Origin of the sequence: Kribbella jejuensis (assembly GCF_006715085.1) — a bacterium.
GTDB lineage: Bacteria > Actinomycetota > Actinomycetes > Propionibacteriales > Kribbellaceae > Kribbella > Kribbella jejuensis.
In genome coordinates, this window is sequence record NZ_VFMM01000002.1 from 183614 (window position 1) to 199221 (window position 15608).

Below are 15608 nucleotides of genomic sequence, written 5' to 3' on the forward strand. Positions count from 1 at the left end.
CGCCGCTGGTTGTGTTCGGTTGTGTTCGCTCAGTTGAAGTGAGCGTTTTCTGTTGGGTGGTGGACGGCCGGGCCTAGCGTCTCCTCGAATGCTCGTCGAGCTGTGAATCGAGGGACGTATGACGCTTGCTGATCTCCGGCTGCGTGACTTCAGGCCGGTGTCGATGATGACGGCACGGACCACGCGGGTGACCGAGCCGGCCGCGCCGGTCGTCGATGTGCACAACCATCTCGGGCGCCGGCTGACCGGTGTCTGGCGGGCGCCTGACGTGGAGGCGCTGGTCGCCCTGATGGATGCCGCCAAGGTGGCGGCGATTGTCAATCTCGATGGCGAATGGACCGGCGAACTCGAGGCCAACCTCGATCGCTACGACCGCGCCTTCCCCGGACGGTTCGTCACGTTCGCCCGGCTGGACTGGAGCGACACCAAGACCCCTGGCTGGGGGGACCGGATGGGTGCTTCGCTGACCGATTCGGTACGGCGGGGCGCTGCCGGCCTCAAGCTCTGGAAGGACATCGGGCTGCGGATCCGGGACGAGCGGGATCAGCTGATCTTCCTGGACGACGAGCGGCTGGAGCCGTTGTGGGACGCGCTCGCCGAGACGGGCGTGCCGGCGTTGATCCACACCGCCGACCCGGTCGCGTTCTTCCAGCCGCTGGACAACCGCAACGAACGAGTGGAGGAGCTCCTCCGGCATCCCGACTGGCACTTCTACGGTCCGGAGTTCCCGCCGCTGCAACGTCTGATGGACGCGCTGGAGGCGGTCGTCGCCAACCACCCGCAGGTGCGGTTCATCGGCGCGCATGTCGGCTGCCTCGCCGAGAATCTCGACTGGGTGGAGCAGATGCTCGACCGCTACCCGAACTATCGCGTCGACCTCGCCGCGCGGATCGCGGAGCTCGGCCGGCAACCACGACGTACCCGGGCGTTGATCGAGCACCACCCCGACCGGGTCCTGCTCGGCACGGACTGTGCTCCGCCCGAGACCGCCGACTACGAGCTCTACCTGCGTTTCCTGCAGAGCTCCGACGAGGCATTCCCGTACTCGTCCGAAGAGCCGCCACCGACCGGCCGCTGGACGATCTCCGGGCTCGGCCTGCCGGACGAACTCGCCGCTCGGGTCGAGGGAGACAACGCCCGCGCGTTCATTCCGGCCCTCGCGGCGGGGACGAGCGATGGCTGACTTCGACCTGATCGTCATCGGCGGCGGCATCGTCGGCGCGAGCGCCGCACTGGCCGGCGTCCGCAAAGGCGGCCGGGTCGCGCTCGTCGACGCCGGACTCGCCGGCCGGGCGACCGACGCGGGCGCCGGCATCGTGTCGCCGGTCGCGCTCGACCGCGGCGAACAACGGCCGGCGTGGACCGCGCTCATCACCGAGTGCGTCGGGTACTACGAAAGCCTGCTTGCCGAGCTCGACGCCGTAGACCCCGCCGGAGCCGGCTCAGCGACGTACGAGCAGGTCGGCGAGCTGGTGGTCGCTGACGATCCGGCAGCTCTCCAACCGGTCGTCGACCGGTTGTCGACCGCGGAAGGCCGGCGAGCCCACGGTGTCACCAAGCCGGTCGAGGTCGTCGACGACGTTCGCGGCTACTGGCCCGAACTGAACCCGGAGCTGCACGGAATCTTCATCACCGAGGTCGGACGGGTGGTCGGATCCAAGCTGCACGACCGCCTGCTGACCGCCGCCCGGCGGCGAGCAGCGGCCGACAAGTCGGCAGCGCTCGAACTGATCCCAGGCGCCGGAACCCTCGGGGCAACTCACGAGGTCCGGGTCGGTCATCGCGTCCTGACAGCTGACGCAGTTCTCTTCGCCACCGGGGCTTGGACTGCGGCCGATCTCGCACCGTACGGCGTCCAGGTCGCGGTACGACCGATCCGCGGCCAGCTCGTGCACCTGCGGCTCGACGGTCAGCAGACCGGGATGCGCCCGGTGGTGAACAGCCCGGGCGGCGGCTACCTGCTCGGGTTCGACGACCGCATCGTCGCGGGGGCGACGCACGAGGACGTCGGATTCGACGCGCGGGTCACCGCCGGCGGTCAGCACGCCGTACTGAAGACGGCGCTCGAGATGGCTCCGGGCCTGTCCGCGGCGACGGTGCTCGAGACCCGTGTCGGCCTCAGACCCGCGAGCGGCGACGGTCTGCCGCTGGTCGGCGCGGTGGCTCCCGGGGTCCACGTCGCGACCGGCCTCGGTGCCTGGGGTCTGACCCTCGGCCCGCTGCTCGGTGAGCTCGCGGCTCAGCACGCGCTCGGCGACCCGCTGCCCGAGCGCCTCGACTTCCTCAACCCAGGTCGTCCCCTCCCGAAGGAGTCCTGATGAAATCCGTACGACGCTGGACCAGTTTGTTGCTCATGGCACCTTTGCTTGCGGTCGCGGCCTGCTCCTCGAACTCGAAGGCAGGCGATGACCAGCCGGTCACCCTCACCTACGCGATCTGGGACCAGGCCCAGGCCGCCGCGATGAAGCAGATCATCAAGGAGTTCCACGCCCAGCACCCGAAGATCGACGTACAGGTTCAGGTGACGCCCTGGGAGAGCTACTGGACGAAGCTGCAGACCAGTATCACCTCGGGCACCGGGCCGGACCTGTTCTGGATGACGATGGTGTACGCGAAGTACTACGCCACCGGCGGCGGGACCGCCGCGCTCGACGACCAAATCAAGAAGTCCAAGCTGGACATGAGCGCCTACGTCCCGGCGGTCACCAAGGCGTACACGATCAATGGCAAGGTGTACGGCATTCCGAAGGATGTCAACGGCTTCGGCCTCTGCTACAACAAGTCGCTCTTCGACGCGGCGAAGGTGAAGCGACCGGACGACTCCTGGACCTGGAACGATGTCGTCTCCGCCGCCCAGAAGCTGACCAACAAGCAGAAGGGCGTCTACGGTTTCGTCGCGCCCGAGGCGGACGAGCTGAGCTGGTACCTGACCGTGCCCCAGGCCGGCGGACAGGTGATCTCGCCCGACGGCACGACCTCTGGGTACGACCAGGAGGCAACGATCAAGGGCATCCAGTTCTGGACCGACATGATCACGAAGTACCACGTCTCGCCGTCGCTGCAGCAGACCACCGACACCGACCCGCTGGCGATGCTGACGTCCGGCAAGGTCGCGATGCGGTACTGCGGTTCGTGGGAGCCCGAGGAGATCGCCGCCGTACCGTACGGCAAGGCGAACATCGACGTCGCGCCGCTGCCGGCCGGTCCGGACGGGAACCGGAACTACTACAGCAACGGCCTCGCGAACAGCATGTCCGCAAAGACGAAGCACCCTGACCAGGCATGGGAGTTCCTGCAGTTCCTCGGGTCGGACCGCGCCGCCGAGATCCAGGCGAAGACAGGCACAGTCATCCCCGCGTACCAGGGCCACGCGGACGCGTACGCCAAGGCGATTTCGGAGTTCCACCTGCAGGTCTTCGTGGACCAACTGAAGTACGCGCAACCGTTCCCGGCGTCCACCGACACCGCCGCCTGGCGCGATGCCGCGACGAAGCAGTTCGCTGACGCGTGGACCGGCAAGGCTCCAGTTGCCGAGGTGTCCAAGCGCGTCGCCGAAACGATGAACCAGGCGCTCGCGAAGGAAAAGAAGTGACCAGTTCAGGTACGGCGACTGCTCCGGCCGAGCCGGTCGCCGAGGAGATGGTCCGTCGCCGGCGACCGCGGCCGCCGACGCAGGACAGCGGCTGGTGGGCAGCGCTTCTGCTGCTCCCGGCCGCGGCCGGGCTGGCGATCTTCGAGATCTGGCCGACGTTCCAGACGATCTACTACTCGTTCACGAGTTGGGGCGCCTTCGGCGGACACGTCTGGTCCGGGCTGGAGAACTACCGGACCCTGATCGCCGACTCCGACGTCTTCCACGCGATCGTCAACACGGCGATCATCAGCGCGATCTCCATGCTCGCCGTACCGCTGTCGATCGTCGTCGCGGCGTTGATGAGTCTGCCCGGGATGCGCGGCGTCACGATCTACCGGACGCTGTACTTCCTGCCCGTGGTCACCTTGCCGGCGGCCGTCGCGCTGACCTGGAAGTACTTGTTCAACGGCGACTACGGGCTGATCAACTGGCTGCTCTCGAAGGTCGGCGTCGACGGGCCGCACTGGCTGTCGGACCCGGCGACGGCGATCTTCGCGATCAGCATCGTCGGCGTCTGGGGCTCGATCGGCTACAACATGGTGATCTTCCTGTCGGGCATCCACGGCATCCCGCTCGACTATTACGAGGCGGCGGAGCTGGACGGCGCAGGCCGGGTGTCGCAGTTCTTCCACATCACGGTCCCGCTGCTGACGCCGTCGATCTTCTTCGTCACGGTGATCACGGTGATCAACTCGCTGCAGGCCTTCGATCTGGTGTACCTGATGGTGGGCCAGACGAGTCCGGCGATCACCAGGACCGAGACGCTGGTCTACCTCTTCTACCAACGTGGGTTCGCCGAGCACGACGGCGGTTACGCGGCCGCCGTCGGCGTCCTGCTGCTGCTCGCAACGCTGATCCTGACCGCGGCACAGTTCCGGCTGCAGCGGAGGTGGGTGCACTATGGCTGAGTCGTCCAAACGGCGCGTCAGGCACCCGATCGCACACCTGGTGCTGTGCGTCGGCGCGATCTTCATGGTCGGACCGTTCCTGTGGCAGCTCTCGACCTCGTTGCAGACCTTCGGTGAGTCGGTCAGCGTGCCGCCGACGTTCGTCCCGCACTCGCTGCAGTGGTCGAACCTGTCGACCGTCTTCGGTGCCCTGCCGTTCGGCCGAGAGCTGCTGAATACCACCGCGATGACGATCGCGCGGACCGTCGGGCAGGTGTTGTTCAGCGCGCTGGCCGGTTTCGCGTTCGCGCGGATGCGGTTCCGCGGCCAGGGCGTGCTGTTCGCGGTCTTCCTGTCGGTGACGATGGTTCCGTACCAGGTGTTCCTGCTGCCGCAGTACCAGATCATGCAGCGGCTCGGGCTGCTGAACACGCTGGTGGCGTTGTTCCTGCCCGGCATGTTCAGTGCCTTCGGCACCTTTCTGCTGCGGCAGTTCTTCCGCCAACTGCCGCTGGAGATCGAGGAGGCGGCGCGGATCGACGGGGCGAACATCGGGCAGATCTTCTGGCGGATCATGCTGCCGATGGCGGCGCCCGGCATGATCGCGCTCGGCGTGCTCGTCGTGATCTGGTCCTGGAACGACCTGCTCTGGCCGCTGGTGGTGAACTCGGAACCGCGGCAAATGCCGGTATCGGCCGGCCTGGCCAGCCTGCAGGGTCAGTACACGACGAACTTCCCGGTGCTGATGGCCGGCTCGCTGGTCGCGAGCCTGCCGGTGATCGTGGTGTTCGTCGTCTTCCAGCGGCAGTTGATGAGCGGGATCGCGTTCTCCGGCGTCAAGGGCTGATCCGGGCCAGGTGCACGGTCACCCCGAGCGCCTTCAGCCCGGCCAGCTCGGCGGCGTCCGCCGACGCATCGGTCACCAGTACGTCGATGGCCGATGCGTCGGCGACCTTCGCGACGGTCGCCCGGCCGATCTTCGAGCCGTCGGCGACCACCATCAGCCGGTGCGCGTGCGAGACCATCGCGTGGTTGGTCCGCGCCTCGGTCGGGTCGTGAGTCGTCACGCCGTACCCGACGCTCACCCCGTCCGCGCCCAGGATCGCCAGGTGGACGCTGATCCCGTTGAACGCGCTCTCGGCCAGGCTGCCGACGAGCTCGAACGAGTCGCCCGGATCACACCGCCGGTCATGATCACCTGCAGGTTCGGCCGCGCGGCCACCGCGGCCGCGGTCGTCAGCGCGTTCGTCACGATCGTCAGCCGCCGGCGCCCGCCGAGCTCGCGGGCCACCTCGGCGGCGGTCGAGCCGCCGCCGATCGCCACCGCCAGCGGCCGGTTGGACGGCAGCAGCGCAGCGGCCGCGACACCGATGGCGTGCTTGATGTGCGGCTGCTTGGTGTCGCGGAGCCGGACCGGAAGTTCAGGGCCGGTCGCGGGCCGGGCGCCACCGTGGGTCCGGCAGATCAGGCCCTGCTCCTCGAGGTGGATCATGTCGCGGCGCAGTGTCGCCGGCGACACGCGAAGCTCGCGGCACAGACACTCGACCGACATCAGACCGCGTTCACTCAACAGGTCGAGGATCTCCACCAGCCGCTGCGAGCGGCGGGGCGACGGGTGCCAGGAGTGCACCGCCGGCGGAGCTGGCGAACTCATGGTGATCACCTCACTGGAGTCGTCTCCTGGCGTCTTGGCTCAGTGGTTCACCGACCAGGGCTGCGGCATAGAGGGCTGCTCCGATCACCGGGGTGTACTGCGGTTCGCGGAGCTCGTAGGCGGTCGGGAGCCGCGCGGTGAACGCCTTCAGGACCTCGGGTGCCGTCAGCACGCCGCCCGAGTACGACACCGGCACCAGGCCCGCGAAACCGAGACGCTTGCACGTCGTCTCCACCAACCGGACGAGCTCCGAGGCCGCATCGTCGACGATCTGCAACGCCGCGGTGTCGCCGAGTTGGGCCGCCTGTACGACGACCCGCGACAGCGCGGCCACCTCGCGCCGGCTCTGGCGCCACCGGTTCAGTACGACGTCGATCAGGTCGAGATCCGACGCGAGTCCGAGGTGCGCTCGCAGTACGTCGAGCAACGGGCCGGGCGGCAGCCGTCCGTCGCTCATCTGCGCGAACGCCTGCAGTCCACGCACCCCGATCCAGTAGCCCGAACCTTCGTCACCGAACAGCTCACCCCACCCACCGACGCGAACGCCGAGGTCGCCCAGCCGGCCGTACGTCATCGACCCGGTCCCGCTGATCACGTTGATACCGTCGGCAAGGCCGAGCGAGCCCGCCCAACCGCAGACCATGTCGTTGTCACAGCGGTACCGATCGTGTCCCAGCACGGCGCGCGGGATGGCGTCCAGCACCGGTACGTCGGCGGCGACCTCGCCGTACGCCGGAAGTCCGAGGAAGGCGAAGGTGATGTCGGCAGGCCGGATTCCTGCCAGCGCCGTGATCTCGTTGATCGCCGCTGTCAACGCGCGTTCGACCAGCGTGACGCCTTCGTCGGAGGCGGCATCGAGGTAGTAGCAGCTCGGAGCCTTCGTCTCGGCCAGCACCTCACCAGAACTGCCGACCAGGCACAACGCCGTACCCGAGCCGCCGCCGTCGACTCCCAGGTAGATGCTCACGGCTGCAGCGGGTGGATGGTCACGCCCTGGACGACGCGGTTCACCTCGCCGTCGGGGAAGGGATTGTCGGGCGTCCGGCCGAGCGCCACCGAGAAGCGCAGCGCGAGCAGTTGGGCGATCACGACGTACGGCAGGGCGAGCGGCGCGTCGTTCACGTCGGCCACGCCCTCGACCTGCAGGATGCTGTCCCGGTCGCTCGGTTGGGCGTCGACGACCAGGACGTTGTCCGCGCCGATCGCGGCATCCAGCTCGGTCGCGATGTCCTGGTCGTACTGCCGGGTGTAGGGATCGTTGGACAGGTAGACGACGGCGAGCGTGCGCTCCTCGAGCACCGCCTTCGGGCCGTGCCGGAAGCCGAGCGGAGTGTCGTAGTAGCTGACGATCTCCCCGGCGGTCAGCTCGAGGAGTTTCAGCGCCGACTCCCGGGCGAGACCGCCCAACGGACCGCTGCCGAGGTAGACGATCCGCTCGTATCCGCGCTCGGCGTACGGCGTCAGCTCATCCGCCCGGGCGAGGACACGTTCGGCCGCGTCGGCGAGCTGGTCGGCCAGCTGCAGGTCCTGATCGGGGGCCAGCACCAACCAGGCGGTCAGCAGCATCGAGGTGAAGCTGGACGTCATCGCGAACCCGCGGTCATTGGTTGCCGGAGGCATCAACAGTACGAGCGCGGACGGGTCGCCGGAATGGGTCCGCGCCAGGTGGCCGTCCGCATTGCAGGTGATGACGAGTTGGTGTACCGACCGCAGGCAGCTTGCCGCGAGCTCGGTGGCGGCGACGCTCTCCGGGCTGTCGCCGGACCGGGCGAACGAGACCAGCAGCGTCGGTACGTCTTCGGCGAAGATCTCCTGCGGGTTCGACACGATGTCGGTGGTGGCGATCGCCTCGACCCGGCGGCGCAGGCTTCTCGACAGCGCCGGTGCAAGGATCTGGCCGGCGAACGCCGACGTACCTGCGCCGGTCAGCACGATCCGCAGGTCCGGCGCGGCCAGGATCGGCTCGAGGAACTCCTTGATCGACGTCGATCTGGACGCCAGCATCGCGGCCGTTTCGCGCCAGACAGCAGGCTGCTGGCGAACTTCCTGACAGGTGTCGGTCATGCCGGTACCTCCGCCGCCGCGAACCGGTCGAGCAGTGGGCCGTGCGCCTCGATCGCGTCGTCGAGGATGCTGGTGGCAACAGTCAGGCCGTTGACGAGCGGGTCGAGAACCAGTGCCTGCAGGGCGAGCGAGCGATCGCCGGTCAGCGCCGCCCGGACGGTGATCTCCTGCTGCTGAGCGCGCGCGGACAGGACCGCGGCGATGCCGTCGGGCAGCGGTCCGACGCCGAGGCCGATGATGCCTGCGGCACCGACGACGGCGGGTACCTCGACCACGGCCGTGGGCGGGAGGTTCGGGATCTTGCCCTCGTTCGGCAGGTTGACCGCGAGCTCGACGTGGTCCTTGCCGGTGACGATCGCTTCGGCGATCCCGACCAGCCGCTCGGCTTCCTGGTTGTCGGTCCGGGGGAGTGGCGCCTTGCCGTCGGCCTGGGCGTGCAGTTGCTCCCAGAGGGCGTCCTTCTGACCGATGTACCGCATGGTGGCGTCGCGGCCACCCTGCAGGCCCCAGGGCAGGTCGGTCTCGTCGGCCGGGCTGCCGTCGGCGGCCCGCAGATACCCCGCGAAGAACTCGGCGACGTGCCGGTCGCCCGGTGCGGGATAGCGGCCGAAGGTACGCATCAGATCTGCCGAAACCGCAAGGTGGACGCCTTCCTCACCGGTCGACGGAGCGTCGACGCCACCGGCCCGCTCCTCGACGAGCTTGCGCAGGGCCGGGTACACGTCCTCGGCGCCGTGGCGGAGGTCGAGCAACCAGCAGAGATGGTTCAGACCGGCGAAGATCGCGCTGAGGTCGCCGTGGTTGTAGCCCAGGTCGGCGGTCAGCTTGGACAGGGTGTGCATGGTGCCGTGGCACAGGCCGACCGCGTCGAGGCCGGTTTCGGCCGTGATCGCGCGGACGTTGGCGGTGAGCGGGTTGGAGTAGTTGATCAGCTGGGCCTGCGGCGCGAGGTCGGCCACGTCATCGGCGATCGCCACGAGCTCGGGCACGTGCCGCAGTGCGCGCAGTACGCCGCCTGGTCCGACGCTGTCGCCGACGGTCTGAGCGATGCCGTACTTCGCCGGCACCTCGACGTCGGCGCGCCAGCCGGCCGCGGCGCCGACCGCGATCGTGGTCGTCACGAACCGCGCGTGCGGCAGCGCCTCACGACGGTCGACGTGCGGGACGAACTCGAGGTCGGCGCCGCGCTCGGCCGCGATCCGGCGTCCGACCTTGGCCATGGTCTCGGCGGCCTCACCGTTGAGGTCGACCAGGTGGACCGTCCAGCCGTCGAACGTCCGCGAGGCCGCGAGGTCGGTCATCAGGCCCGGAGTGAAGACCGTGCTGCCGGCGCCGATCAGGACGATGGAGTTGTCGCTCACGAAGCTCCCCTTCACTTGGTACTTCCGGCCAGCAGGCCGTTGACGATGTAGCGGTTGAAGGCCAGCGCCAGCGCGGCCGGGACGATGATCGCGAGAATCCCCGCGGCATTCAGCAGCGTGGACGGGACCACGTGCCGGCCTTGCAGCGCGGCGATCACGACGGTCAGCGGCTGGGTGGACAGGTCGCTGGACAGCACCAGCGGGAACAGGAACTGGCCCCAGGCGAACAGGAACGTGATCAGCGCGGTCGAGATGATGCCCGGCCTGGCCAACGGCAGCAGCAGGTGCCACAACACCTGGAGCCGGCGGGCGCCGTCGACCAGTCCGGCCTCCTCGATCCCGTCCGGCAGACTGGCGAAGTAGTTGTGCAGGATCCACGTTGCCAATGGCAAGAATCCGGAGACGTAGACCAGCACGATGCCGGTGTAGGTGTTCACCAGGCTGAAGTCGCTCATGATCCGGTACAGCGGGATCAGCGTCGTGTACGCCGGGAACGCCATCGTGGCCAGTACCGCGTAGAACAGCACGTTCCGCCCACGGAACCGCATCCGGGCGAAGGCGTACGCCGCGAGTGTCGCCAGCACCACCGTCACGATCGTCGCCGCGCCGCACTCGACGACGATGTTGACCGCCGACCGCCGGATCTGGCTCGGGATGTCGCTGTCGCCGGACAGCAGCGTGCCGTAGTTCTGCAAGGTGGCGTTGGTCGGCAGGTAGTGCGCGGGCCGCGCGCGGGCGTCGGTTTCGGTCTGCAGGCTGGTCTTGAGCGCCCAGTAGACCGGCCCGAGGGACCAGATCAGCAGCAGTGCGATCCCGATGCCGCGGACGCCGTTGCGCCGCTTGGTCACAGTTCGACCCTCCGGTAGACGAGGCGGACGACCACCAGCGAGACGAGCAGCGTGACGATGGTGATCAGCAGCGACAGGGCATAACCCTTGCCGAAGTCGAGATCCTGGAAGCTGATGAAGTACGTCTGCATGGTGACCGACGATCCGGTGCTCGCGGCCCCGTTCAGTACGTAGGGCTGGTCGAAGACGTTCAGGGTCGCGATCACCGCCTGCACCATGGTGACCGCGATCCCCGGCCGGGCCAGCGGCAGCGTGATCCGCCGGAACGCGCCCCACGACGTACAGCCGTCGATCTGGGCGGCCTCGTAGAGGTCGCTCGGGATCAGCTGCAGGACCGCCAGGATCAGCAGCACCGACAGCGGCGCGATCTGCCAGACCTGGACGAGCTCGATCAGCGCGATGGTGAGGAACCGGTTCTGGCCGAGCAGTACGGCGTTGCCCTCGCCGAGGTGCAGCGACGACAGCACGCTGTTGATCAGGCCCGCGTTCGGGTCGAAGATCCCGCTCCACAGGATGCCCTCGACCACGCCGGGCATCGCCCACGGCAGGATCAGGATCGCGATCACCAGGCTGCGGCCGCGGAACGGCCGCTGCAGGACGACTGCGGCCCCGATCCCGATCAGCGTGGACAGTGTCACGCCGATCACGACGTACAGCGCGGTGTTCCCGAGACTACCGACGACGGCATGGTCCCTGGCGAGCCGGACGAAGTTGCCCAGCCCGTCGAACCGGGTGGGTGGGTCCAGCGGGTCGACCTTGTAGAACGACTGCACGATCGTGAAGACCGCCGGGACCAGGGCCAGGCAGGCGATGAAGATCATCACCGGCGCGACCAGCAGGTAAGGCAGGAGATCGACGCGGGACCGGCGTACCGGCTTGAGGCCTCGGGCCGGTCCCGTGGTGCTGACCTCGGCCGTGGTGGTCACCGTCACGACCCGGACGCCAGCTGGTCGGCGGTGTCACCGATCGTCTTGATCGCCTGCTCGACCGACATCGAGCCGGTGGCCGCGGCGTGCAGGTTGGTGTAGACCGCGTTCGAGAACTTCGGGTACCAGGACGGGGCACCGCCGTCGAAGACCGGCTTGGAACCCTGCAGCATCGGCACCAGCTCGGCGCCGCCGATCAGGTTGCCCTTGGCGGTCATCTGCTTGACCGCTGACAGGTGGGACGGGATCGGGTACGTCGCGAACGTCTTCTCCGGGCCGTTCACGCCGGCGAAGTCGGCCTGCTGCTGGGTCGCGGTGAACCACTCGATGAACTTCGCGGCGGCGTTCGGGTACTTGGCCTGCTTCGGGATGCCGATCCCGTCGGGGTTGCTGAGGTTCGCGGCCGGACCCGCGGCGCCCGGGGTGGGGATGTACTTCACCTGGCCGACCACCGAGGACGACTTCTTGATGTTGTACAGCGTGCCGACGTTGCCGGAGTAGTCGGAGAACGTGCTCGCGACCTGGCCGCGCGCCATCAGGTTCTGCATGCCCTGCGAGTCGGTGACATTGATGTTGCCCGGCGGCACCAGGCCGGTCTTCAGCGCCTTGATCATCCAGTCGGCGGCCTTGTAACCGGCCGAGTCCGGACTGGTGAACTGCGGCTTGCCGGACTTGTCGAGCACGGTCCCGCCGAAGGCGCCGGTGGTCTCGTACCAGTACGTCGAGAGCCCTTCCGCCGCGGCGAACGGGATGTTCAGCGGGTACTGGGCGATGCCCTTGGCCTTGATCGTTCTCAGCGCGGCGGTGTACTCGTCGATGGTCTTCGGCGCCGGGTTCACACCGGCCTTGCGGAACATCTCGGTGTTCACCGTGGTGACCATGAAGGACGCGTCGTACGGGAGGCCGACGACGTGCCCGTCGACCGTGAACGACGCCAGCTGCGGGACGTCGGCCTGCATCGACTTGGTGTCGAGGTAGGAATCCACCGGGTAGAACCAGCCGAGCTTGCCCAGCTGCCCGACCCGGGACCAGTCGACGTTGGTGGCGTCGGCGAAGTACGTCTTCGCGGTGGCTGCCGCGGAGATCTTGTTCTGCAGGCTGTCCCAGTCGAGGTTCACCCAGTTGACGGTGATCCCGGTCTGCTTGGTGAAGGCGTCCATCGCCGCCTTCGGCGGGGCGTCCGAGGCGAGCGCGACGGTGATCGTGACGCCGCTGGTCTGCGTCGATCCGCCGCTGCTCTGCTTGTTTCCCGAACCGCCGCAGCCGGCGACGACGAGGGTCAGGCTCGCGATGCCTGCCAGCAGTTTGGTGCTCCTCAGCATGGGTGGCTCCAAGGGGTTGCGAGGTTGCGCAGCTGCGCATTGCTCCATGCGCGAATGTGTGGCGAAGGTAGTTCGAAAGAAAACTAACGGTCAAGGATTTTGTATACATGCGCAAAAACTTGAGCGAGTGCGCACTTGATGCGCACCTTGTTCCATGCTTGTAGGGTGCGAGCTGTGCGCAAGGCGGAGCGGTGGAGCGAGATCCTCGATCGAGTCGGCCGGCACGGCACTGTGGACGTTCGCGCCCTGGCCGTGGAGCTCGGCGTCTCGGGTGCCACCATTCGCCGCGATCTCCAGACGCTGAGCCGCAACCAGTTGCTCGTCCGCACCCACGGCGGTGCCCTGTCGAGCGAATCCGGTGACGAGAAGCCGACCCGGGTGAAGGCAGCGATCCGGCATCTGGAGAAACGCAGCATCGGCCGCGCCGCCGCGGCGCTGGTCGAAGACGGTGCGGTCGTCGGCATGACCGGCGGTACCACGGCGCTCGAGTTGTCCCGTGCACTGGCCCAGCGTCGCGGGATCACAGTCGTCACGAACGCGATCAACATCGCCTCCGAGCTGGTCGGCCACTCCGGGATCCGCCTCGTTCTGGTCGGCGGTGTCGCGCGGTCGACGTACGAGCTGGTCGGGCCGGCCGCGGAGGCGATGCTCGCCAACTACCACTTGGACATCGCCTTCATCGGCGTCGACGGCCTGACACCGGAGGAGGGCTGCACGGCGTACGACGAGATGGAGGCGCAGACCGATCTCGCCTTCCTGCGCCGGGCCGCGCGCAGCGTGGTGATTGCCGACAGCTCCAAGATCGGCCGGGTGACCTTCGCCCGGATCAGCCTGCTCTCCGGCGTCTCCGACATCGTCACCGACCGCGGCGCACACCCCGACCAGATCGAAGCCTTCCGGCGCGCGGGCGTCCGCGTGACGACCGTCGGCTTACCGAGCGATGCCTGACTTGCACTGTTGGTGATCGGACCGACACACAACGCTCGACAAGCGTGTGCTCGGGGGCCGGAAGTCTGAATCGGGGGATTCGCGGTGCATCATGGGAGCAACACCGGCTCCCGCCGGCTTTCACAGAGGAGGGGCCGATGGACGGATCTGCCGTCGAGGCAATCACACAGATCGCGCTGGCGCTGCACACGCAGCCGGACACCGATGCCACGGTGCAGGCAGTCGCTGACATTGCCCCGGCCATGGTCGGCGCCGACCACGCCGGGGTCATGCTGGTGTACGGCCGGCAGCGTGTGGAGATCGCCGCCACCACCGGACCCATCGCCGACCGCGCCGACCAGCTGCAGCTGGAACTCGGTGAGGGACCGTGCCTGTCGGCGATCGAGGTCGGTGCGACGTTCCTGATCCCGGACACCCGGTCCGAGCCGCGCTGGCCCCGCTGGTGTGCCGAAGTCAGCGAACTCGGGATCGGCAGCGTGCTCAGCATCCGATTGGCCACCGACGAATCCAAGGTCGGGGCGCTGAACCTCTACGCCAACACCCCCAACCGGTTCAGCGATCCCGATGACGTCGTCGTGGGGCAGATCCTCGGCCGGCACGCCTCGATCGCCCTGGACTCCGCCCGGCAGCTGGACACCCTGTACCAGGCCGTCGACGGCCGCACGGTCATCGGCCAGGCGCAGGGCATCCTGATGGAACGCTTCGATCTCGACGCCGACCAATCCTTCGCGGTCCTGCGCCGCTACTCACAACAAACCAACACCAAACTCGGCGAGGTAGCACGAAAACTGGTCGCCACCCGCCAACTCCCCCAGTGGGCCCAGTAACCGGCACCGGCCATCGTTCGGGCCGGGGTCAGCGGTCTGAGGGGTGGCGGCGTTGGGTTATGTCGGTGAGGGAGGGGGGATCGGCGGCCCAGACTGCCTGGTAGAGGTCGGTGCCTGGGGGCACGATCTCGTCGATGCGGTCGAGGGTCTTGTCGTCGAGGGTCAGGTCGGCGGCCTTGAGGAGGCCGGTCAGCTGGTCCATCGTGCGTGGGCCGGAGATGACGGAGGTGACGGCGGGGTGGCTGGTCACGAAGGCGAGCGCGAGTTCGGGCAGCGTGACGCCGAGGTCCTCGGCCACCGTGAGCAGCTGCTCGACCGCGTCGTACTTGGCGGCGTTGCCGGGTAGCGACGGGTCGAAGCGGGCCGGGAACATGGCGGCCCGGCCGGTGCTGAGGTCGATCGGCTGGTCCTTGCGGATCTTGCCGGACAGGAAGCCGAAGGCCAGCGGGCTGTACGTCAGGACGCCCATCCCGAGCCGGTGGCAGACCGGCAGGATGGTGCGCTCGATCCCGCGGGCGATCATCGAGTACACCGGCTGGTTGGTGCGGAACCGGCCGTAGCCGCGGCGCTCCGACACGTGGTACGCCTCGACGAGTTCCTCGGCCGGGAAGGCCGAGCATCCGAAGGCGCGGATCTTGCCGGCGGAGACGAGATCGCTCAGCGCCCACAGCGTTTCCTCGAGGTCCGTGGTGTGGTCCGGCCGGTGCACCTGGTACAGATCGATCCAGTCGGTGTCCAGCCGCCGCAGGCTGTCCTCGACCGCGCGGGTGATCCAGCGCCGCGAGTTGCCGCGCCGGTTCCGCACGTTGTCGTCGTCGAGCGGGAAATGGCCTTTGGTCGCGAGGATGACGTCGTCGCGCCGTCCTTTCAGCGCCGCCCCGACGATCTCCTCGGACTCACCGGCGGAGTACATGTCGGCGGTGTCGACGAAGTTGATCCCGGCGTCCAGGGCGGCGTGGATGATCCGGATGCTGTCCTCGTGATCGGGGTTGCCCGCACTGCCGAACATCATCGTCCCGAGGCAGTGCGAGCTGACCTCCATCCCGGTCCCACCCAGCGTGCGATAGCGCATGAAGCCTCCTGGTCCAGTCGGTGGTGCATACCGGACCGGACCCTAGGAGCTAGACCGCTGTCTAG

General features: G+C 68.1%; 14 protein-coding genes and 1 pseudogene. 7 read left to right on the forward strand and 8 right to left on the reverse strand.

What is annotated here, in order from left to right; translation table 11 throughout:
• Positions 1-118 precede the first annotated feature (118 nt).
• Genes FB475_RS20760 through FB475_RS20780 form a run of 5 tightly spaced genes read left to right on the forward strand, consistent with a single transcriptional unit; the run spans position 119 to position 5368 of the window.
• On the forward strand, positions 119-1183 hold the full coding sequence (locus tag FB475_RS20760; protein ID WP_141858239.1) for an amidohydrolase family protein: 1065 nt from the start codon (positions 119-121) through the stop codon (positions 1181-1183).
• On the forward strand, positions 1176-2318 hold the full coding sequence (locus tag FB475_RS20765; RefSeq protein WP_141858240.1) for an NAD(P)/FAD-dependent oxidoreductase: 1143 nt from the start codon (positions 1176-1178) through the stop codon (positions 2316-2318). The genes FB475_RS20760 and FB475_RS20765 overlap by 8 nt, the downstream gene beginning before the upstream one ends.
• Entirely contained in the window at positions 2318-3592 is a 1275-nt protein-coding gene (locus tag FB475_RS20770; protein WP_141858241.1) for an ABC transporter substrate-binding protein, read from the forward strand. Before FB475_RS20765 ends, FB475_RS20770 begins: the two co-directional genes overlap by 1 nt.
• A complete protein-coding gene (locus FB475_RS20775) occupies positions 3589-4542 on the forward strand; it encodes a carbohydrate ABC transporter permease (protein ID WP_238332312.1) in 954 nt (317 codons plus the stop codon). The genes FB475_RS20770 and FB475_RS20775 overlap by 4 nt, the downstream gene beginning before the upstream one ends.
• On the forward strand, positions 4535-5368 hold the full coding sequence (locus FB475_RS20780) for a carbohydrate ABC transporter permease (protein WP_141858242.1): 834 nt from the start codon (positions 4535-4537) through the stop codon (positions 5366-5368). Before FB475_RS20775 ends, FB475_RS20780 begins: the two co-directional genes overlap by 8 nt.
• Here FB475_RS20780 and FB475_RS20785 read toward each other — a convergent pair.
• The 7 genes and pseudogenes from FB475_RS20785 to FB475_RS20815 form a co-directional block, all read right to left on the reverse strand.
• Positions 5358-6175 (reverse strand): annotated as a pseudogene (locus FB475_RS20785) (DeoR/GlpR family DNA-binding transcription regulator). The gene FB475_RS20780 and the pseudogene FB475_RS20785 sit on opposite strands and share 11 nt — an antisense overlap.
• 10 nt (positions 6176-6185) lie before the next feature.
• A complete protein-coding gene (locus FB475_RS20790) occupies positions 6186-7142 on the reverse strand; it encodes an N-acetylglucosamine kinase (protein WP_202878456.1) in 957 nt (318 codons plus the stop codon).
• On the reverse strand, positions 7139-8239 hold the full coding sequence (locus tag FB475_RS20795) for an SIS domain-containing protein (protein WP_141858243.1): 1101 nt from the start codon (positions 8237-8239) through the stop codon (positions 7139-7141). The genes FB475_RS20790 and FB475_RS20795 overlap by 4 nt, the downstream gene beginning before the upstream one ends.
• Complete coding sequence (locus FB475_RS20800; RefSeq protein ID WP_185759374.1) at positions 8236-9600, reverse strand: family 4 glycosyl hydrolase; 1365 nt, start codon at positions 9598-9600, stop codon at positions 8236-8238. The genes FB475_RS20795 and FB475_RS20800 overlap by 4 nt, the downstream gene beginning before the upstream one ends.
• 11 nt (positions 9601-9611) lie before the next feature.
• Positions 9612-10448, reverse strand: coding sequence for a carbohydrate ABC transporter permease (locus FB475_RS20805; RefSeq protein ID WP_141858245.1), 837 nt, complete (start codon positions 10446-10448; stop codon positions 9612-9614).
• Positions 10445-11380, reverse strand: coding sequence for a carbohydrate ABC transporter permease (locus tag FB475_RS20810; protein ID WP_141858246.1), 936 nt, complete (start codon positions 11378-11380; stop codon positions 10445-10447). The genes FB475_RS20805 and FB475_RS20810 overlap by 4 nt, the downstream gene beginning before the upstream one ends.
• Entirely contained in the window at positions 11377-12696 is a 1320-nt protein-coding gene (locus FB475_RS20815) for an ABC transporter substrate-binding protein (RefSeq protein ID WP_185759375.1), read from the reverse strand. The genes FB475_RS20810 and FB475_RS20815 overlap by 4 nt, the downstream gene beginning before the upstream one ends.
• A 165-nt stretch (positions 12697-12861) precedes the next feature.
• On the opposite strand from FB475_RS20815, the gene FB475_RS20820 reads away from it, so the two are divergent.
• A complete protein-coding gene (locus tag FB475_RS20820) occupies positions 12862-13644 on the forward strand; it encodes a DeoR/GlpR family DNA-binding transcription regulator (RefSeq protein WP_202878457.1) in 783 nt (260 codons plus the stop codon).
• Positions 13645-13781: 137 nt separating this feature from the next.
• Complete coding sequence (locus FB475_RS20825) at positions 13782-14471, forward strand: GAF and ANTAR domain-containing protein (protein WP_141858249.1); 690 nt, start codon at positions 13782-13784, stop codon at positions 14469-14471.
• Positions 14472-14499: 28 nt separating this feature from the next.
• Here FB475_RS20825 and FB475_RS20830 read toward each other — a convergent pair whose 3' ends face one another.
• The gene (locus FB475_RS20830) at positions 14500-15543 is read right to left on the reverse strand and encodes an aldo/keto reductase (protein WP_141858250.1); all 1044 of its coding nucleotides are present in this window, start codon (positions 15541-15543) and stop codon (positions 14500-14502) included.
• Positions 15544-15608 lie beyond the last annotated feature (65 nt).